This is a genomic window from Bartonella sp. CL434QHHD (genome assembly GCF_042195145.1).
In the GTDB taxonomy this organism is placed as follows: domain Bacteria; phylum Pseudomonadota; class Alphaproteobacteria; order Rhizobiales; family Rhizobiaceae; genus Bartonella.
On record NZ_JBHINT010000034.1, the window covers coordinates 83,399 to 103,612 of the forward strand.

15 protein-coding genes are annotated in these 20,214 nt (G+C 38.1%); 11 read left to right on the forward strand and 4 right to left on the reverse strand.

The window, feature by feature from the left end; all coding sequences use genetic code 11:
- Positions 1-54: 54 nt before the first annotated feature.
- Positions 55-2,799, forward strand: coding sequence for a DNA mismatch repair protein MutS (mutS, locus tag ACFILN_RS05270; protein WP_375671034.1), 2,745 nt, complete (start codon positions 55-57; stop codon positions 2,797-2,799).
- Positions 2,800-3,837: 1,038 nt separating this feature from the next.
- Here the strand turns inward: mutS and ilvD are convergent.
- The 3 genes from ilvD to ACFILN_RS05285 all read right to left on the reverse strand — a co-directional run bounded on the left by ilvD (position 3,838) and on the right by ACFILN_RS05285 (position 7,379).
- The gene (ilvD, locus tag ACFILN_RS05275; protein WP_273790257.1) at positions 3,838-5,676 is read right to left on the reverse strand and encodes a dihydroxy-acid dehydratase; all 1,839 of its coding nucleotides are present in this window, start codon (positions 5,674-5,676) and stop codon (positions 3,838-3,840) included.
- Between the two features lie 993 nt (positions 5,677-6,669).
- Positions 6,670-6,921: a DUF1150 domain-containing protein gene (locus ACFILN_RS05280; protein ID WP_012754519.1), complete on the reverse strand. Its 252-nt coding sequence runs from the start codon at positions 6,919-6,921 to the stop codon at positions 6,670-6,672.
- Positions 6,922-6,947: 26 nt separating this feature from the next.
- On the reverse strand, positions 6,948-7,379 hold the full coding sequence (locus tag ACFILN_RS05285) for an Hsp20 family protein (RefSeq protein ID WP_012754518.1): 432 nt from the start codon (positions 7,377-7,379) through the stop codon (positions 6,948-6,950).
- 120 nt (positions 7,380-7,499) lie between these two features.
- On the opposite strand from ACFILN_RS05285, the gene nth reads away from it, so the two are divergent.
- The 10 genes from nth to ACFILN_RS05335 all read left to right on the forward strand — a co-directional run bounded on the left by nth (position 7,500) and on the right by ACFILN_RS05335 (position 17,245).
- Positions 7,500-8,240 carry an endonuclease III gene (gene nth, locus ACFILN_RS05290; RefSeq protein ID WP_375642992.1) on the forward strand — a complete coding sequence of 247 codons (741 nt, stop codon included), beginning with the start codon at positions 7,500-7,502 and terminating at the stop codon, positions 8,238-8,240.
- 155 nt (positions 8,241-8,395) lie between these two features.
- A complete protein-coding gene (gene rpmI, locus ACFILN_RS05295) occupies positions 8,396-8,599 on the forward strand; it encodes a 50S ribosomal protein L35 (RefSeq protein WP_183193590.1) in 204 nt (67 codons plus the stop codon).
- Between the two features lie 33 nt (positions 8,600-8,632).
- Positions 8,633-9,034, forward strand: coding sequence for a 50S ribosomal protein L20 (rplT, locus tag ACFILN_RS05300; RefSeq protein ID WP_012754515.1), 402 nt, complete (start codon positions 8,633-8,635; stop codon positions 9,032-9,034).
- 94 nt (positions 9,035-9,128) lie between these two features.
- Positions 9,129-10,205, forward strand: coding sequence for a phenylalanine--tRNA ligase subunit alpha (gene pheS, locus ACFILN_RS05305; RefSeq protein ID WP_375630537.1), 1,077 nt, complete (start codon positions 9,129-9,131; stop codon positions 10,203-10,205).
- Positions 10,206-10,244: 39 nt separating this feature from the next.
- Positions 10,245-12,659 (forward strand): phenylalanine--tRNA ligase subunit beta, encoded by a 2,415-nt coding sequence (gene pheT / locus ACFILN_RS05310; protein ID WP_375671035.1) that lies wholly within the window; start codon positions 10,245-10,247, stop codon positions 12,657-12,659.
- Between the two features lie 290 nt (positions 12,660-12,949).
- A complete protein-coding gene (locus ACFILN_RS05315) occupies positions 12,950-13,858 on the forward strand; it encodes a metal ABC transporter substrate-binding protein (protein WP_375662939.1) in 909 nt (302 codons plus the stop codon).
- The gene (locus tag ACFILN_RS05320) at positions 13,855-14,685 is read left to right on the forward strand and encodes a manganese/iron ABC transporter ATP-binding protein (protein ID WP_273790252.1); all 831 of its coding nucleotides are present in this window, start codon (positions 13,855-13,857) and stop codon (positions 14,683-14,685) included. The genes ACFILN_RS05315 and ACFILN_RS05320 overlap by 4 nt, the downstream gene beginning before the upstream one ends.
- Complete coding sequence (locus ACFILN_RS05325) at positions 14,682-15,548, forward strand: metal ABC transporter permease (protein ID WP_273790251.1); 867 nt, start codon at positions 14,682-14,684, stop codon at positions 15,546-15,548. The genes ACFILN_RS05320 and ACFILN_RS05325 overlap by 4 nt, the downstream gene beginning before the upstream one ends.
- Positions 15,545-16,450 (forward strand): metal ABC transporter permease, encoded by a 906-nt coding sequence (locus tag ACFILN_RS05330; RefSeq protein WP_375671037.1) that lies wholly within the window; start codon positions 15,545-15,547, stop codon positions 16,448-16,450. Before ACFILN_RS05325 ends, ACFILN_RS05330 begins: the two co-directional genes overlap by 4 nt.
- Positions 16,451-16,858: 408 nt before the next feature.
- Entirely contained in the window at positions 16,859-17,245 is a 387-nt protein-coding gene (locus ACFILN_RS05335; protein ID WP_273790249.1) for a YbaN family protein, read from the forward strand.
- 1,561 nt (positions 17,246-18,806) lie between these two features.
- Here ACFILN_RS05335 and pncB read toward each other — a convergent pair.
- A complete protein-coding gene (gene pncB, locus ACFILN_RS05340; protein ID WP_273790248.1) occupies positions 18,807-20,111 on the reverse strand; it encodes a nicotinate phosphoribosyltransferase in 1,305 nt (434 codons plus the stop codon).
- Positions 20,112-20,214 lie beyond the last annotated feature (103 nt).

The window sequence follows — 20,214 nt, forward strand, 5'->3', positions numbered from 1 at the left end:
GAAGTAAATAAAAAAGAGTAAAAACTTCACTTAAAGGAAACAGGCCTCGTACAAATGGATAAAAAAAACAATCATAAAAATAATTTAATTCCACAGCCTGCCTCCTCATCTGCTTCCTCTCAAGAACGTCTTACACCTATGATGGAGCAGTACATAGAAATCAAAGCCGTCCATCATGATTCCCTTCTCTTTTACCGAATGGGGGATTTTTATGAATTATTTTTTAATGATGCGATTGAAGCTGCTCAGGCTTTAGGAATCACACTCACAGCACGCGGAAAACATTTAGGACAAGATATTCCTATGTGCGGTGTTCCCGTTCATGCTGCTGATGATTATTTACAAAAACTGATTGCTTGTGGTTACCGAGTTGCTGTTTGTGAACAAATAGAAGATCCTGCTGAAGCAAAAAAACGTGGCTCAAAATCTGTTGTTCGGCGTGATGTTGTTCGCCTTGTAACACCTGGAACGATAACAGAAGAAAAACTCCTTGATCCAACACGCGCAAATTATTTGATGACACTTTCCCGTATAAAAACTAGCGATGGAGAGGAATTTGCTCTTTCTTGGATTGATATCTCAACAGGCATATTTCGTGTAACAGAAAGCCGCCAAGAAAAACTTTTAGCAGATATTATGCGTGTTGATCCACAAGAAATCATTGTTGCTGATTCATTTTTTCATGATAAATCTCACAAGTCACTTTTTAGTATTCTTGATCGTATCGTTTCACCTCAACCTGCTTGTCTCTTTGATGCACTCACCGCTGAACGCGATATTTGCAATTATTTTAAACTCTCAACTCTTGAAGGCGTTGCCGATTATTCACGTTCCGAACTCTCTGCAATTGTAGCTGCTATTCGTTATATCGAAAAAACACAAATCACGCATCGCCCTCCCCTCATGCAGCCTGAGCGCCAAAATGAAAGTGCGACTCTTTTTATTGATGCCGCAACCAGATTAAGCCTTGAACTTATTCGTACGACATCAGGTCAACGGGATGGAAGTTTATTAAAAGCTATTGATCGCACTGTAACAGGAGGAGGATCACGCCTTCTTATTGACCGCCTTATTGCTCCCCTCACCACTCCTTCGGCTATTGATACGCGTTTGGATTCTATCGATTTTTTTCTACGTAATCCTTCTCTTGCAGAAGCGATAAAGCTTATTTTAAAGGGGGGACCAGATATGCCCCGCGCCGTTTCACGTTTGGCTCTTGGACGAGGAGGTCCCCGTGATATGGCGACAATCCAGCGCGGCTTTGAAATCATTCGTGAATTGCATCAACTTCTTGATAATGAGCTTCTGCCTCAAGAAATAAGTGATGTACAACAGGTGTTCTCAAACTTACCCACAGCGTTATACTTTCATTTAGAACAGGCATTAGCTGATGATCTCCCACTCCTTAAACGTGATGGTGGTTTTATTCGTTCTAATTATCATAAAGAGCTCGATGAAATGCGTGCTTTACGTGATGAATCTCGCCGTGTCATTGCTGAACTTCAAGCGCAATATGCCCACGAAACAGATATTAAGACGCTTAAAATAAAGCATAATAATATTCTAGGTTATTTCATTGAAGTAACCAGCACACAAGCATCTTCCCTTACAAATAATCCACAAGCTAAAGCACGTTTTATTCATCGGCAAACAATGGCAAACGCTATGCGTTTTACGACAACAGAGCTCGCTGACCTTGAAAGCCGTATTGCCCATGCTGCCAATCACGCATTGACACTTGAACTAGAGATTTTTGATATTCTCGTTCAGGAAATTACCGAACAAGTTGATTTTATTCGTAAAGCCTCTGAAGCACTTGCTATTTTAGATGTCTCTGTCGCTTTAGCATATCTTGCTGAAGAACAAGGATATTGCCGCCCTAAAATTGATCTTTCACTTACCTTTCATATTACAGCAGGACGCCATCCTGTCGTCGAGCAAGCACTCCGCAAACAAGCAGCAGAACCTTTTATTGCCAATAATTGTGATCTCTCTGTGCAAGAAAATCAGCAATATGCAGCAATCTGGCTGTTGACAGGGCCTAATATGGGAGGAAAATCAACTTTTTTGCGGCAAAATGCTCTTATTGCTATTATGGCGCAAATGGGATCCTTCGTTCCAGCAACTTCAGCACATATTGGTGTCGTTGATCGCCTATTTAGTCGCGTTGGGGCTTCCGATGATCTTGCACGGGGGCGCTCAACCTTTATGATGGAAATGGTTGAAACAGCAACGATTCTCAATCATGCTAGCCACCATTCCCTTGTTATTCTTGATGAAATAGGACGTGGAACATCAACCTTTGATGGACTTTCTATTGCTTGGGCTGCTGTTGAATATCTCCATGAAGTTAACCATTGTCGTGCTATTCTTGCTACCCATTTTCATGAAATGACTGCACTTACCGAAAAACTTGACAGACTGCATAATGTAACCATGAAAGTCAAAAATTGGGATGGTGATGTAGTTTTTCTTCATGAGGTCACACCAGGAGCCGCTGACCGTTCCTATGGTGTACAAGTCGCAAAGCTTGCTGGACTTCCCCCAGCCGTTATTACACGAGCAACAGATGTACTCCATCAATTAGAACAAGGCGAAATGGCTGGAAAAGGACATAAACTCATTGATGATTTACCACTCTTTTCTCTTAAAGCAACATCTCCCGTCAATGAAGCAAAAAACAAACATTGTATACTTCACGAAGCTTTAAAAAATATTCATCCCGATGAACTCTCTCCTAAACAAGCTTTAGAAGCAATTTACCACCTCAAACAGCTTGAAAAGAGTAACCCTTTATAGAAAACAGATGTTATTTTTTATTAAAAAACCTTCTTAATAGGAGATAACGTAACCATTTTTGATATACCACAGCATAAACAGTTATTTATCGTATTCCCATCGCTTTTCTACATAATATATTTGTAAGTATAATTGCCTATAGAAGCAAAACCATATGCATTATATTTCATATTCCCTTAGATTAATATTGGCTCTTATACAAAAAATTGGTCAAGATCGACTATTTTTACAAGATAGTCGTTTTTTGTAAAGATTGTCATGAAATCTCCTCCACCTTGCAAATACGCCATATTTAGTGAATTATGCTTTTTCACGATCGATATTATTGTTATCATAGCAACATTTCTAGTTTAAAGCTGTTGGTGTTGGGATACCATCCCATTTTGCATAATAAATTCATGGATAATGGGTCTCGTATTTTCTTCACATTTTAAGCTATAAAGAGCTCTTTTACTGTTTTCATATGGAACATATAATCAGATATATCACAGCAGCATTTTATTTTCCTAAATATCCTTAAACTCCTTCTTACATCTCAAAGGATAAAGATTTTCATTCGAATCAAGTCTGCAAACAATCCAGATTCTAAGGAATTTATCTTGATTTCCTAGTCATGTGATTCACTTAAACTAAAAGCTTTACAAACAAGTCTAAGAATATTCACCACGCACTAAGAAACACTTAATATTTAAGGAGGATGCCGTATATCACAGTCCTAAATGACAGTGTTTTACGGTACAACAAGATAATGCCACCAGTACAATAAATATCTTCCATAAATATGAGAACAGGAAATTGTAATTTCGTATAAGATTGGAATATGATATGAAAAGTAATGATACTGTATATATCTTTATCTGTCTTACATAGCTGCTAAAATAAGCAATCCGCAGCTGCTTTTAGTTGTATTGATAGCTTTTTAATCATACTCATCCATGACTCGAAATATTCTGATAAGTTCATAAACTCATAAAATAATTAGCTTAGAATATCGTGCAAAAGATGCAAAAAATCAGAGTACTGTCTCTATTCAACTCATCAAATATTACGTACTGCACCTTTTGAAGCAGATGTAGTCATCGCTGCATAAGCTTTGAGAGCCTTTGAAACTTTACGCTGACGCTTCTCAATCGGTTGCCAAGCGCCTTTTCCTTTTGCTTCCATCTTAGCACGGCGCTGCTTCATCTCAACGTCATCCACCAACATATGAATTCTACGATTTGGAATATCAATTTCTATGATATCCCCTTCTTCCACTAACGCAATTTCTCCTCCTTCCGCAGCTTCTGGTGAAATATGTCCTATCGAAAGCCCTGAACTTCCTCCTGAAAAACGTCCATCCGTAACAAGTGCACAAACCTTGCCTAATCCTTTAGATTTGAGATAACTCGTTGGATAAAGCATTTCTTGCATTCCAGGTCCACCACGTGGACCTTCATAACGGATTAAAACAATTTCACCTGTTTTAATCTTATCAGTTAATATAGCTGAAACAGCTGAATCTTGGCTTTCAAAAATTCTTGCCGGACCTTTAAAAGTTAAAATTGATTGATCAACGCCTGCTGTTTTTACAATACAGCCATCTTTTGCAAGATTTCCATAAAGAACTGCCAATCCTCCATCTTGTGAATATGCATGTTCTCTATTGCGAATCACACCTTTTTCACGATCAAGATCAAGGGTCTCATAGCGACAAGATTGGCTAAAAGCTGTTTGTGTCGGAATACCACCTGGAGCAGCACGATAAAATGCACGAACTGTTGGCTCATTAGTTTGCTTTACATCCCAGCGGTAAAGAGCTTCTTTCATTGTTTTTGCATGAACCGTATAAGTTGATGTATCAATGAGTCCCGCCGCATCCAGTTCGCCTAAAAGCCCCATAATACCACCAGCGCGATGAACATCTTCCATATGTACATTTGCAACAGCAGGAGCAACCTTACATAAAACAGGAACACGACGTGAAAGATGATCAATATCCGTCATGGTAAAATCCACCTCACCTTCTTGCGCCGCGGCTAAAAGATGCAGTACTGTATTGGTTGATCCCCCCATGGCAATATCAACGGTCATTGCATTTTCAAAAGCCTTGCGTGAAGCAATAGAGCGTGGCAAAACTGTTTCATCATCATTTTCATAATAACGCTTAACCAATGCAACAATCTGTTTTCCAGCTTCTTCGAAAAGCATCCGCCGATCTGCATGTGTTGCTAACATTGATCCATTTCCAGGAAGAGAAAGCCCCAATGCTTCCGTTAAGCAATTCATGGAGTTGGCCGTAAACATTCCTGAACAAGAACCACATGTAGGACAAGCTGCACGCTCCATTTCAGCAACTTCTTCTTCTGAATTTTGTTCTGAAGCTGCTGCGACCATGGCATCGACCAAATCAACCCTTAGATCTTGATCCTTCCATTTAATCTTACCTGCTTCCATAGGACCGCCAGAAACAAAGATTGTCGGAATATTCAACCGTAAAGCAGCCATTAACATACCAGGCGTAATTTTGTCACAATTAGAAATACAGACAAGTGCATCCGCACAATGTGCATTAACCATATACTCTACAGAATCAGCAATGATTTCACGTGAGGGCAAAGAATAGAGCATTCCATCGTGCCCCATCGCAATTCCATCATCTACAGCAATGGTATTAAATTCTTTCGCAACACCACCGGCAACAGCTATCTGTTGTGCGACTAATTGCCCAAGATCTTTTAAATGGACATGCCCTGGTACAAATTGTGTAAAAGAATTCGCAATCGCAATAATGGGTTTACCAAAATCAGTATCTTTCATCCCTGTTGCACGCCAAAGTCCGCGGGCTCCTGCCATATTACGCCCGTGGGTTGATATTCTTGAACGGTAAGAAGGCATTATTTTTTTCCCCTCAAATAATTCCATTTTGCTTGTTGTGCTGTAACTTCATTATAAAAACAAGAGCTTTAATATTCAAAAGAGCAAAATACCTCGTACTGAGGCATTTGAAGCACAAAATTAAAAGCCCTGTATAAACTTTTTCATAAAGCCTTTGTTTTTTTCTTACCTGTTAATCAACATCTAATCCCTGTGCAAGTCCACGTTTGAGACAAATATCAAAACGCTTCAGTGTGGAACGAACTGTTCCAGATTTTTGTATGCCAGATTTGGTCAGTATATTGCATCTATTTGTTTGCGTAATTTCTGGAACAAGAAGACAGCCTCATTTGGAAAGAATATAAAGGCATCGTGGTAAAAATCTATCATCTCCTTACAATTCAGCTTTACACCTTTCAAACGCATTCATAGAAATATCTTTTAAATAATTATGACGCATTATCTCATGCTTTTGTTTTTACACTCTTCAATAGAGCTACTCCCCTCAGGAAGAACAAAACACACCAAACAAAATACACTTGTATAGCCTTTATGTACTCATTTTAAAGAGACATCTTTCAATGTAACTCGAGCCCATTTCACGATAGCGCCCATGAATGGTATAACAGCCCTCGTGAATAATATAAATCTATAAGGGACATCTTCACACTTATGAAGAAGAAAACTGACACCATCATACATTTTTTCATCCCCATATTGTGAATGTCTTTGGTAATTGAGACAATTAAAAAGAGATATTTTTATTCCTTTCTTCAAGTGTTTTTATCCACATGGCTCTCCCTGCTTATGACATCAAGCAAGTGACTTTAATTGTTTCAATATAAGAAGATCTCAAATGAGAGAACCTTATGATATTCGGGACTCTCATTCCAGTTGTAAAAAATTAATTATGAATATAAATCAATACTTAATCTAATTATAACCCACATTACACCCTTTACGAAAAAACAGATAGAATTTATAAAAGAGTACAGCTTTTTCTCGTAAGGTAATCTAGTGCAGAGTTACAATTTGTAGTTCATGCTCATTGGCTCCAGCAAGAGCGATAGAACGCTCATCGGATAAAATGATAGGATAACCTGTTTCACCAAAGAGAGCCCATATCGTAATGCCTGGGGTCATCGGTGGAAGATCTGGAAAGTTTTTAGCCAGATCATCTGTACAAACTTTTTTTAAATAGGCAATCTGTCCCGCATCAGAGTAGGATGTGTTCTGAAACGACAAGTTTTGTTTATGTTCTCCCATTTCACTGTTCCTTTACGCCTTAACTTTTATGACTCACCACTACTGACTTTAATTGGAATCTGTTTTATTTCTTTTTTTAATTTTGGTTGATACAGATTAATTGATAAAAGACCATTTTTCAACTCCGCATTTGTAACATGCATCCCTTCCGCGAGAACAAAGGTTCGCTGGAATTGTCGCGCAGCTATACCGCGATATAAATATTGATGATTTTGGTTGTCTGTTTGTTTACCATGAATAACCAATTGATTATCATCAAGCAAAATATTAAGATGGTTAATCTTAAATCCAGCAACAGCCAAAGTTATCCGGATATGATTTGCATCATCATTTTTATGCAAACGTTCAATGTTATAGGCTGGGTAAGCCTCATCAGCTTTACCGATACGTTGCAATATTTTTTCTACGGTTTCAAACCCTAAAAGAAAGGGATTGGAGAAAGGCGTCACATGTGTCATTCATGAGTATCCTCTTTAAAACGGCTTTACTTGACCATACTCTATAAAAGTGTTCGCTGCATTTCTCTCATATGGCGAGCGTGAATGATAACTTCAAGAGAGAAGATTTAAGAGAGTTCAATGCCTCAACGTACCATAAAATTGTCAAAAGTGCGAAATTTATCTGGTATATTATATAATGAAAATGAAATTGCAGAAATATTTCGCCGTTTTTCTGTGCAACGCCCAGCGCCTAAGAGTGATCTTATCTATACAAATATTTTTACGCTTTTGGTTGCCGTTGTGCTTTCGGCTCAAGCGACAGATGTAAGCGTTAATAAAGCGACAAAAGAATTATTTCGCCTTGCTGATCAACCGGAAAAAATGGTTGCATTAGGAGAAGAAGAAATAGCACATCATATCCGTTCAATTGGTCTTTGGCGTGCAAAAGCACGTAATGTTTATGCGCTTTGCAACTATTTAATTGATTATTATGGCGGTCAAGTACCCGATACGCGTGAAGCACTCATGGCCCTTCCTGGAGTAGGGCGCAAAACGGCTAATGTGGTCTTGAATGTTGCTTTTGGTCAACCTACATTGGCAGTAGATACACATATTTTTCGCTTAAGCAATCGTCTTGGTTTAGCGCTTGGCAAAACACCAGAAATTGTTGAGAAAAAATTATTAAAGATTATACCGGTTCATTATATTCGCCATGCACATCATTGGCTGATTTTACATGGTCGCTATATTTGTCAAGCCCGTAAACCACAATGTACGCAATGCATTATTGCCGATTTATGTAAAGCAGCCATCAAAACAAATGCAATTCCAGCACCTTTAGTTGAGCTTCAAGGCAATGGAGCGCCGATTTTTTTGTAATACGGTCTTGCAATTTTGTGTATACTAGCTTATGAAAACGTCTTTAAGAGCCGCCCGGCAGGGCATGCCGTGGCTGTTTAAATGCTTGTTCAAGCGTTGGTCCGCTTGAGTGAATAAATTTTTTGATTGAATAAATTAATGTACGGAGTAGCAAAATGCCCAAGATGAAGACCAAATCATCCGCTAAAAAGCGGTTTAAAATCACTGCGTCAGGCAAAATTAAAGTAGCAGCTGCCGGTAAGCGCCACGGCATGATTAAGCGTTCGAATAAATTTATTCGCGATGCACGTGGAACAATGGTTTTGTGTGAACAAGATGCTAAAAAAGTCATTCAGCATTATTTGCCGAATGGTATTTAAACCTTACGCTTTTGATTTTGAGGAGATTATAATATGGCTCGTGTGAAAAGAGGTGTGACAGCACACGCTAAGCACAAAAAAGTTCTTAAACAGGCTGAAGGTTTTTACGGTCGTCGTAAAAATACCATTCGTGCAGCTAAAGCAGCGGTTGATCGTTCAAAGCAATACGCTTATCGTGATCGCAAAAATAGAAAACGTACTTTCCGTGCTTTGTGGATTCAGAGGATTAATGCGGCTGTTCGTGCAGAAGGTTTAACTTATGGACGTTTTATTGATGGCTTATCAAAAGCTGGTATTGAAGTTGATCGTAAAGTTCTTTCAGATATAGCAATCCACGAGGCGGAAGCATTTTCTGCTTTAGTTGCCTCGGCAAAAAAAGCTTTAGAATATTTAAAAGATACGACACCTAATGCTTTCGAAGGCGCTGTCAAATAAGCCAGTCGTGTTCTCTTAAAGCATTCATTTATTTGAGGTCCCGTGCTGGCTATTGCAAGTGCGGGTTTTTCTTTATTAAAAAATAGGCAAAAATATGAATGATATTGAGCGTCTGGAACAAGAAATTTGTTTAGCCTTAGAGGCAGCAGGTGATGAAAAAGCTCTTGAAGAAGTGCGTATTGCAGCATTGGGTAAAAAAGGTAGTATCTCTGAAAAATTAAAAGAATTAGGAAAAATGGATGCTGGCGAGCGTCATAAAGTTGGACCAGTTCTTAATGGATTAAAAAATCGTATTTTAGAATTATGGGCGCAAAAGCGTGATCTTCTGAAAAGACAGGCAATGGATGCCCGTCTTTCTCGTGAAACAGTTGATGTTACCTTGCCTATTCGCTCTTCACCTATAGAACGGGGACGCATTCATCCTATTTCACAAGTGATTGAGGAAATTATTGCCATTTATACGAAGTTGGGTTTTTCTCTTGCAGAGGGACCTGATATTGAAACAGACTATTATAATTTTACGGCATTGAATTTTCCTGAAGGGCATCCAGCACGCGAAATGCATGATACCTTCTTTTTTGATGTTGATAAAATGGGAGAACGAAAATTATTGCGGACCCATACATCACCTGTACAAATTCGCACACTAGAAAGACAAAAAGCACCGATACGGATCATTATTCCTGGAAAAACTTACCGCATGGATTCGGATGCAACACATTCTCCCATGTTCCATCAGGTAGAAGGTCTTGTCATCGATAAAACCTCCACCATTGCCCATATGATGTGGCTACATGAAACCTTTTGTAAAGAATTTTTTGAAGTTCCCTCTGTAAAAATGCGTTTTCGTCCCTCTTTTTTCCCTTTTACCGAGCCATCTATGGAAGTGGATATTCAATGTGATCGTTCTGGTTCAGACGTAAAGTTCGGAGAAGGGCAGGATTGGTTGGAAATTTTAGGATGCGGAATGGTGCACCCTCATGTGTTGAAAAATGTTGGCTTAGATCCCGATGAATATCAAGGCTTTGCATGGGGAATGGGCATTGATCGTATTGCCATGTTGAAATACGGTATGCCTGATTTGCGGGCTTTTTTTGATGCTGATCTGCGTTGGTTAGACCACTATGGCTTTCGTTTCTTTGATATGCCTGCTTTTTTTCCTAATAGATAATGTGTGATCTTAGTCATCGCTTTCATGTGAGGTTTTAAAATGAAATTTACATTGTCGTGGTTAAAAGATCACTTAGAGACAAATGCATCTTTGGATGAAATTTGTGAGAAACTAACAGCTATCGGTCTTGAAGTTGACTCCGTTGATGATCGATCTTCTTTAAAAGGTTTTGTGATTGCAAAAGTTTTAACAGCAATAAAGCATCCTGATGCAGATAAACTCCAGATTCTGTCCGTCAATACAGGGACTTCCACACCTGTTCAAGTTGTCTGTGGAGCACCAAATGCGCGTGCAGGTCTTATTGGTGTTCTGGCACTACCAGGTACTTATATTCCAGGACTTGATGTAACATTATCTGTAGGAAAAATCCGTGGTGTTGAAAGTTTTGGGATGATGTGTTCACAAGCAGAGCTTGAATTATCGAATGAGCATGATGGGATTATTGAACTTCCAGAAGATAGTCCTATTGGAGATTCATTTGCAGCTTATGCTGGTTTAGATGATCCGGTCATTGATATTGGTTTGACCCCTAATCGTTCCGATTGCACAGGTGTTCGTGGTATTGCCCGTGATCTTGCCGCTACAGGAATCGGACAATTAAAAGAATTGTCTTTACCAAAATTTGAGCCTTCCTTTGAAACACCTCTCAATGTTTCATTAGATTTTTCGCAAGATTTATCATTATGTTTAGGTTTTGCTTGGCGTGAAGTACGCAATGTTCAAAATGGCGAATCACCACAGTGGATGCAACAGCGTTTGAATGCAATTGGTTTGAGACCGATTAATGCGCTTGTTGATATGACCAATTACATCAGTTTTGACCTTGGTCGTCCACTCCATGTTTTTGATGCAGATAAAATTAAAGGTAATTTGTGTGTACGTTGTGCGCGTGAGGGAGAACAGCTTCAAGCACTGAACGGAAAAATCTATCATTTGGGCGCTAAGAATTGTGTCATTGCAGATGACGAGGGAGTTGTTTCGATTGCCGGTATCATGGGCGGAGAAAGAACGAGTTGTGATGAAACAACACATCGCGTTATTATTGAATCGGCGCTTTGGGATGCGCAAAGCATTGCACAAACAGGAAGAGCATTAGGTCTTATCAGTGATGCACGTTATCGATTTGAACGAGGTGTTGATCCGGCTTTTATAGAAACAGGGCTTGAGATTGCAACAGAATTGGTCTTGCATCTTTGTGGTGGTGAAGTATCTAAGAAGAGGATCGTTGGCTATCAGCAACAAGAAATCAAACAGATCGCTTTTCCTTTTTCTGAAATTAAACGTTTAACAAATTTGGAAATAGAGCCTGAAAAAATCATCTCTATTTTAACAAAACTTGGATTTTTTGTTGAAGGAAAAGGAGATGTCGTTACGGTAAAAGTACCATCATGGCGCCCTGATATTATGGGTAAAGCCGATTTGGTGGAAGAGATCATGAGAATTTATGGGTTAGATAAAATTAAACCTATTCCTTTGGAAAACTTCGTAGAAGAAAAAGATCAGATTGTAACATGCGCACAAATTCGTTCACGTGCTACACGTTTGGCTTTAGTGCAACGCGGTATGAAAGAAGCGGTAACATGGTCTTTTATTTCTGAAAATCAAGCTCTTGCTTTTGGAGGAGGTCAAGAAGAGCTTAAATTGGTTAATCCTATTGCTGCTGATATGTCAATGATGCGTCCTTCCCTTTTACCTGGTTTGATTATGGCGGCACAAAGAAATGCTGATCGTGGTTTTTCCGATCTTGCTTTGTTTGAAGTTTCCAGTATTTATGAGGGTGACACCCCTGATAAACAACACCGTGTTGTTAGTGGGATTCGTCGCGGAACAGAGCAATTTAAAGGTGCTGGGCGCTTTTGGAATGGAAATGCAACCGTCGTTGATGTTTTTGATGCCAAAGCAGATGCTTTAGCTATTTTAGAAGCATGTGATATGGATATTGGGAAAGTGCAGATTGAAGTTGGAGCACCAGATTGGTATCATCCTGGTCGTTCAGGTGTCATAAAACTTGGATCAAAGATTATTCTTGGTTTTTTTGGTGTTTTTCATCCTGCTACATTAGAAAAGTTAGATGTCAGTGGACCTTTATGCGGCTTTGAAATTTTTCTAGACCGAATTCCAGAATCAAAGAAAAAAACGACCAAAAGCCGTCCTCCTTTGAAACTCTCACCTTTTCAAATGGTGCGGCGTGATTTTGCCTTTATAGCGGATAAAACTGTTGCCTCTTCTCTTATTATTCGGGCGGCAAGTGGAGCCGATAAAAAACTTATTCATTCAGTGCAAGTTTTTGATGTTTTCGAAGATTTAAGCTTTGGTGAAGATAAAAAATCTGTTGCAATTGAAGTAACTATTCAGCCCATAGAACGGACTCTAACGGATGAAGATTTAGAAAAGCTTGCCTCAAAGATCGTGGATAATGTTACCAAAATGACAGGTGCATATTTACGCTACTGAGTATTCTCATTTTTTATGAGATATTTTACATGAAGTGGGAGCATCTTTGAGTGCTCCCTTTTTGTTTGGCATTCAAGAGCTATAGAGCTTCTTGAAAGGGGACCTCCTTACCAAAACAAGCTGCTTAAATCATCAATTTTTTCAATATGAAAAAACTGTTTTTAAACATTTTGAAAAGTTATTTTTTCTCTTAATCCTTCATTGCAAATGTAAAAGATAACTGCTATTGCTAAATGATAATGCAAATTATTTGCAATAAAAAGAAGGCATATAAAGGAAAGAGAAAACCAATGAACGTAAGAACGTTTTTCACCATAGTTTTTGGAAGTGTTATTTTTTTTACACCCAATTTTGCTTTGTGTGCTGGTAAATTTAAAGCTGTTACGACATTCACTATCATTGCTGATATGGCACGCAATGTAGCAGGTGATGCCGCTGATGTTGAATCCATTACAAAACCAGGTGCGGAAATTCATGAATACCAACCCACCCCACGCGATCTTATGCGTGCTCAGGGAGCTAACCTTGTATTGTGGAATGGTTTAGAGTTAGAGCTTTGGTTTGAAAAGTTTTTTCAAAATATCAAGGATGTTCCAAGTGTTGTTGTTTCAAAAGGTATTGTACCCATTAAAATTGGTGAGGGCCCCTTTAGCGGTAAACCTAATCCTCATGCGTGGATGTCACCGACCTCTGCTTTGATTTACGTTGATAATATTCGCGATGCTTTTGTAAAATATGATCCTGAACATGCTGAAATTTATAAACAGAATGCTGAAATTTATAAACAGAAAATTCGTGCAACGATTGATCCAATTAGGGCTGAATTAGAAGCTGTACCGCAAGAAAAACGTTGGCTTGTGACAAGTGAGGGGGCTTTTAGCTATTTGGCGCGTGATTTTGATCTAAAAGAACTTTATTTATGGCCCATCAATGCTGACCAACAAGGAACACCACAGCAGGTCAAGCATGTTATTGATATGGTTCGCAAATACAATATTCATGCAGTTTTTTCTGAAAGCACTATTTCCCCTGCGCCTGCTAAGCAGGTTGCCAGAGAAACAGGGGCTAAATACGGTGGTGTTCTTTATGTTGATTCTTTAAGTGAGAAAAATGGTGAGGTACCCACTTATATTGATTTATTACGTGTCACGAGTGGGCGTATTAGCAATGCTTTAGTAGAGGGAGTAAAAAGCCAATGACGGAATGTGGAATATTTGCCCAAGGAGTAACGGTAACATATCGTAATGGACATACAGCTTTACGCGAAGTGAATTTTGAAAGTCCAAAGGGTTCTATTACGGCATTGGTTGGTGTTAATGGATCCGGTAAGTCAACGTTATTTAAAGCGATTATGGGGTTTGTACGCCCCTCAAAGGGAAAAATTCGCATGTTTGATTTACCTGTTGATATAGCTTTGAAAAAAAACCTCATTGCTTATGTTCCTCAAAGTGAAGATGTTGATTGGAATTTTCCTGTCTTGGTTGAAGATGTTGTATTGATGGGGCGGTATGGTCATATGAATTTCTTTCGCTATGCCCGTACACAAGATTATGAAGCCGTTCGTATTGCCTTAGAACGCGTTGATATGTTGGCTTTTGCCAAGCGCCAAATTGGAGAACTTTCTGGTGGACAGAAAAAGCGTGTTTTCCTAGCGCGCGCTCTTGCACAGAAAGCAAAAGCTATTTTATTAGATGAGCCGTTTACAGGGGTTGATGTTACAACAGAAGATAAAATCATTGCTTTGTTACAAGATCTTCGTAAAGAAGGAGCCGTGATCTTGGTTTCAACTCACAATTTGGGTTCTGTTCGCGAGTTTTGTGATCATACAGTTTTAATAAAAGGTACTGTTTTAGCTTCTGGGTTAACAGAAAAAATCTTTACAAAGGAAAATCTGGAGAAAACGTTTGGAGGGTCTTTGCACCACCATATTTTTGATCTTCAAACCACAAAAAAAAATGATGTTTTCATGGGAAGAAAGCAGTCTGCCGTTTGTGAAGATATTGAAAGAGTGGAGCACGTTGCATGATTTCTTGGTTGCTTGAGCCACTGAGCTATCAATATATGGTGAATGCAATGTGGGTTTCTGGGTTAGTTGGGTGTGTTTGTGCCTTTCTTTCGGCTTTTTTGATGTTAAAAGGTTGGTCATTGATTGGTGATGCACTTTCCCATTCGATTGTTCCTGGTGTAGCAGGAGCTTACCTTTTAGGGTTACCTTTTTCACTTGGCGCTTTTTTTTCTGGTGGTCTTGCAGCAGCAGCAATGCTCTTTTTTAACCACCGGACAAAACTTAAAGAAGATACCATTATTGGGCTCATTTTTTCTTCCTTTTTTGCTTTTGGGTTGTTTCTCAAATCATTAAAACCAATGGCTGTTAATATTGATACGATTGTTTTGGGAAATATTTTAGCAGTTAGTTCAACAGATATTCTACAATTGGCTTTTATCGGCTTTGTTTCGTTGCTTATATTGCTTTTGAAATGGAAAGATCTTCTTGTTTCGTTATTTGATGAAACGCATGCGCATGCCATTGGATTAAACGTAAAGTTTTTAAAAATTCTCTTTTTCACATTGCTTGCCGCTTGTACCGTTGCTGCGATGCAAACCGTTGGAGCGTTCTTAGTCATTTGTCTTGTTGTGACACCTGGGGCAACGGCCTATCTTTTAAGTGATCGTTTCGTGAACATCTTGGTTATTGCAGTTGTAATTGGAACCTTCACAAGTATCTTGGGTGTTTATGTGAGTTATTTTTTGAATGCACAAACGGGGGGGGTTGTTGTGCTTTTTCAAGCATCTTTATTTGTTTTAGCTTTTATTTTTGCTCCTAAACATGGGTTTATTGCCGCGCGCTTACGCATAAATGCAGCAAAAAAGGGTGTAATATTATCATGATTGATCAATTACTGCTTCCGTTTCAGTTTTCTTTTATGCTTAAGGGTATGCTTATTGTCATGATTCTTTCTATTCCCATGGCGATGCTTTCCTGTTTTCTTATTTTGAAAGGATGGGCGCTGTTAGGCGATGCCATTTCTCATGCAGTTTTTCCAGGTGTTGTTATTGGTTATATGACAACACCATGGGTAATCGCATTTTTAACTTCTTTGCCATTTGCTTGGTTTCAGCATATGCGTCCAGAGAATATTACAATGACTTTGATTACTTGCGGTGCTTTTGTTGCAGGAATGGTGTGTGCACTATTAACGGGTTTTTTAGGGAGCAATAGCCGTATCAAACAGGATACGGTGATGGGCGTGGTCTTTTCTTCAATGTTTGGTTTAGGGCTTGTTTTAGCCACATCTATTTATAGTAGCTTAGATTTGAATCATATTCTATTTGGTAATCTCTTGGGTGTTAACTGGCTTGATATAACGCAGACGGCAATCATTTCTGCTGTTGTCACTTTTATTTTAGCAGCAAAATGGCGCGACTTTATGCTGTATATTTTTGACACAGTTCAAGGACGTGCAATGGGGTTACCAATATCTCTACTCCACTATACCCTTCTAACGATGATTTCTCTTACAATTGTTGCAGCTTTGAAAGCTGTCGGTATCGTGCTCGTTATTTCTTTACTGATAGCACCAGGAGCAATTGCCTATCTTGTCACAAAGCGGTTTTCTTTTATGTTAATGATCGCGATACTTGTTGCAGCTTTTTCTGGTTTTTTAGGGATTTATCTCAGCTTATTTATCGGCTCTGATTCTGCTTCCACAATTGTGTTGATCTTGACGTTGATTTTTATGGCTATTTTCATGATGATTTTCTTTCGTCGAAACACAGTTCAAGAAACTTGAAAGTGTTAAAATTCATGCATATCAGCCATGCATTTTTATATATTGTTTCTCATTTTTATTTTAATTAGAGTCTGGGGTGCTAGGTTGTTTTTCCTCCTAATATCTAGCAGATGAGTGCAGTACATTTTCTCCCCCCCAACACTGCATTCTTAATTAAGAGGCTGCATTGATTTCTTCTGCAGCCTTTTTATTTTTTTGTTTTTCTAAAATCTCTCCTCTTTTCTTGAAATCATTTAAAATGATTATCATATTGTGTAAGCTATTCGGTATTTTCAAGGAACTTATAACAGCAAAGACACTTACGCATGAAGGGGTAGAGCGTAATTGTGCACTCAGACATGTAAACAGAAAAAAACAGATACAATGTTTTTGTATAGGGTTTTGCGTAGAGGAAAATAGTACGAGAGAATGAAAAAAGATTCGAAGATATCGCACCCTTTACGTATCTGCTATTATATAGCAGGGTGGGCGATGGTTATATTAGGTATTATCGGTGTCGTATTACCTATTATGCCAACGGTGCCTTTTTTATTGGTTGCCTCATGGTGTTTTACGCGTTCTTCTCCACGTTTTCATCAATGGTTGAATAATCATCGTATTTTTGGTCCCCCTATTAAGCGATGGGAAGAAAAAAAAGCAATCTCTCCATTCGTTAAAGTTTTTGCAATGATGAGTATGACAGGAGGATTTTTATCCTTTTTCGTAATGCTACACCCTCCTTTATGGATTTCCTTACTTGTTGCGGTTATATTATTGCTGATTGCCATTTATATTGTAACACGTCCATCTTCTTAATGATAAAAAAGGCTTTATGAGATACTCTTTTTAGATTCGACTTATTTGTAAAAACTATGAGGACTTTTAAGTTTTGAATATAAGCTCTCCACATCCAAAATACATATGAAATAGCAAGCTTTTTGAGCGCAATTAATTAATAATATGTTTGTGAAATAATTTTTATGAACAAAGAAGATTGTTTACGAACACTCAAAATGTTCTCACTTGGTAAACAATGAGAAATCACATTCATGGAAGAGAGTCATTATTTTTGTAAAGCATGTTTGTATGAATCTCTATATATACATCATTGAAAAGTCATTGATATGATAGACATTTCGTTTGTTTTCATATCTCTTAATGAGGATATAATACAAAGCTTACTAAATACCCTCATTTTTATACTTATACAGTTAAGAAGCCGGTCTATTATATCAATCTTTAAGGTTACATCTGTTCTTAACTTAAGAATAATTCATAAGAAACAACAGAATTTTTCAAATGGTTTATACATACACGCATTCTTATTATAATATGCGAATAAATAATTTCTCTGTCTTGATATAAAGCTTATTCGAAATAAAAATATTATTGCATTCTCTGTTTTTTAATGAAGTCATGCCCCTCACGTAAAACAAAAGGTCTCCCAAATCATGTTATTTACACATTTATTTTAATGAAACATTTCTCAACGCTTTACTCATTTCATAATAGCAGACCATACATGGATAAAGTAAAATCTCCTGTAAAGTGTATAAAATCTATTTGAGCACCATCATCCTTGCCTTGCAAAATGCATACCGATAGTCACCATGCTATTTATCATCCTCCAATGTTGCCTTAGTAATTTCTAATGTTGCAATTGTAGCTTGTCATCTGGTTTTGTATATTTTGACACTAGATTTTGTACCAATTTATTTTTTTCAAAGAGTTTTAAAGGTGTTCTCAAAGGGTTTTGAAAGCCTTTTCTCATTTTTACTATGGAAACGCACTTTTTTCTGATTTTCGGTAATTTTTGTAATTTTAGGTGTCAAAATCTATTTTGATAAAACGCGCATTTAATGGTAAAAATTGTACATAAAACAACAAATTACCACGTATTCCTACTTAATCCCGCCTCTTTCCACTTAGTATAAAACCTACTGTCAAACTACAACAATAACTCTTAAAACTTGAAAACCTTCATATATGCAAGGGGATTAGTGTGCTTGATTTAACAGGATTGAAATGAGAAAAACTTATGATACTCGCGCACGCTCATTCAACATGCAAAATGATAGTATCTTGTTATGCTGTATAACACTGTTATTTATGACAAATGATATAAGGAAGCCTCCTTGGCTAAACTTCCCTAGCGCGTTAAGTATTTTTTTAATGCGTAGTGAATATTTTTAAGTTTGATCTGTTGATCCTTATGTAAGTGAAGCGTATGCGTGATAGACTAAGTAGAATCTGCTCAAAAAACAGCCGAACTATTTCAGACCAGCAAAGGTTAAGAATCCTCATCCTTAGGGCAGAACAAAAATCAATCTTATAAACAATATGTTGAGGCAATATACTTGTTTTAAAGAGCCGAAAACTACGTCTTTATAGGTCTAGCAATTCGCTTTGTATTACCAAAAAAATTGATATAACGTTGTACTTCTTTTGAATCACCGATCGTTTTTTCAGGATTATCTGAAAGTTTCACGGCTGGTCGACCATTGGCATAGGTCACCTTACAAACAAGGGAAAGAGCATCAAGAGTTTCGATTTCCTGAGGTGCACAGCCTGTAAAGTCATTGGTAAGATCCGTGCCCCATCCAAAACTCATGCGCACTTTACCATGGAAATGATGATAGGTTTTTTCAATTGTATTGACATCAAGAGCATCAGAAAAAATTAGAAGTTTTTTGCATGGATCTTTTCCTTTTTCTTTCCACCATTGAATAATACGTTCGCCACCTTCAATAGGGGGCGCACTATCGGGTCTGAAACCCGTCCAATCAGCTACCCAATCTGGTGCATTGCGTAAAAATGCTTCTGTACCAAAGGTATCAGGTAAAACAATGAGAAGATTTCCACCATAATAACGGTTCCAATCCTGCAAGACTTGATACGGAGCTCTGCGTAATTCATCATCGTTGTTGCTGAGAGCCGCAATAACCATGGGCAATTCGTGTGCATTGGTTCCAAGAGCTTCTAAATCCGTATCCATGGCAAGAAGAACATTAGAAGTTCCAGTAAAAGAATTACCAATCCCTTCTTTTAATGCTTCCACACACCAGCGCTGCCATAAAAAAGAATGGCGGCGCCTTGTCCCAAAGTCAGATATTTTAATATCAGGCAATTTTTTGAGACGTTCAACTTTACTCCACATTTTTGCTTTAGCACGCGCATAAAGTACATCAAGAGCAAAACGATCTAGTTTTTTGAGAGCAGCACGTGAACGTAATTCACTTATAATAGCAAGGGCTGGAATTTCCCACATAGAGCTATGAGCCCACGAACCATAAAAATGAAGAATATATTGGCCATCTTTACGGGTTAGTTCATATTCTGGGAGTTGAAAATTCTCAAGCCACTGAAGAAAATCCGGTTCAAAAATTTGTTTGCGTCCATAAAATGTATTACCAGCAAGCCAAATCATTTCTTTTTTTGTAAAGTGCAAACTAAGAGCATGATCAAGTTGAGCACGTAATTCACTCTCATCAATATCATCGGCAAGACGTATTGTTTTAGAGCGATTTATGAGGGAAAAAGTAACATCAACATTAGGATATAACCCCCAAATCATCTGCACCATAAGAAGCTTATAAAAATCCGTATCGAGAAGTGAACGAATAATGGGATCAAGTTTCCAAGTATGATTGTAAACACGTCTAGCAATATCCGGATGATTCATAACCTTTTTCTTTCAGTTTCATAAAATCTAAAATATTATGCACCAACACGGCTAATATAGGCGGTGCAATATAACAACTCTACAGTTTTGGGCAAGAATAAAA

Coding starts and splice junctions, on each gene's coding strand:
- ACFILN_RS05285 (WP_012754518.1), bottom strand. CDS start 7,379: ATGACACATGTGACGCCTTTCTCCAATCCCTTTCTTTTAGGGTTTGAA.
- ACFILN_RS05335 (WP_273790249.1), top strand. CDS start 16,859: ATGAAAAAAGATTCGAAGATATCGCACCCTTTACGTATCTGCTATTAT.
- mutS (WP_375671034.1), top strand. CDS start 55: ATGGATAAAAAAAACAATCATAAAAATAATTTAATTCCACAGCCTGCC.
- ACFILN_RS05325 (WP_273790251.1), top strand. CDS start 14,682: ATGATTTCTTGGTTGCTTGAGCCACTGAGCTATCAATATATGGTGAAT.
- ilvD (WP_273790257.1), bottom strand. CDS start 5,676: ATGCCTTCTTACCGTTCAAGAATATCAACCCACGGGCGTAATATGGCA.
- ACFILN_RS05315 (WP_375662939.1), top strand. CDS start 12,950: ATGAACGTAAGAACGTTTTTCACCATAGTTTTTGGAAGTGTTATTTTT.
- ACFILN_RS05330 (WP_375671037.1), top strand. CDS start 15,545: ATGATTGATCAATTACTGCTTCCGTTTCAGTTTTCTTTTATGCTTAAG.
- rplT (WP_012754515.1), top strand. CDS start 8,633: ATGGCTCGTGTGAAAAGAGGTGTGACAGCACACGCTAAGCACAAAAAA.
- pheS (WP_375630537.1), top strand. CDS start 9,129: ATGAATGATATTGAGCGTCTGGAACAAGAAATTTGTTTAGCCTTAGAG.
- rpmI (WP_183193590.1), top strand. CDS start 8,396: ATGCCCAAGATGAAGACCAAATCATCCGCTAAAAAGCGGTTTAAAATC.
- ACFILN_RS05320 (WP_273790252.1), top strand. CDS start 13,855: ATGACGGAATGTGGAATATTTGCCCAAGGAGTAACGGTAACATATCGT.
- pncB (WP_273790248.1), bottom strand. CDS start 20,111: ATGAATCATCCGGATATTGCTAGACGTGTTTACAATCATACTTGGAAA.
- ACFILN_RS05280 (WP_012754519.1), bottom strand. CDS start 6,921: ATGGGAGAACATAAACAAAACTTGTCGTTTCAGAACACATCCTACTCT.
- pheT (WP_375671035.1), top strand. CDS start 10,245: ATGAAATTTACATTGTCGTGGTTAAAAGATCACTTAGAGACAAATGCA.
- nth (WP_375642992.1), top strand. CDS start 7,500: ATGCCTCAACGTACCATAAAATTGTCAAAAGTGCGAAATTTATCTGGT.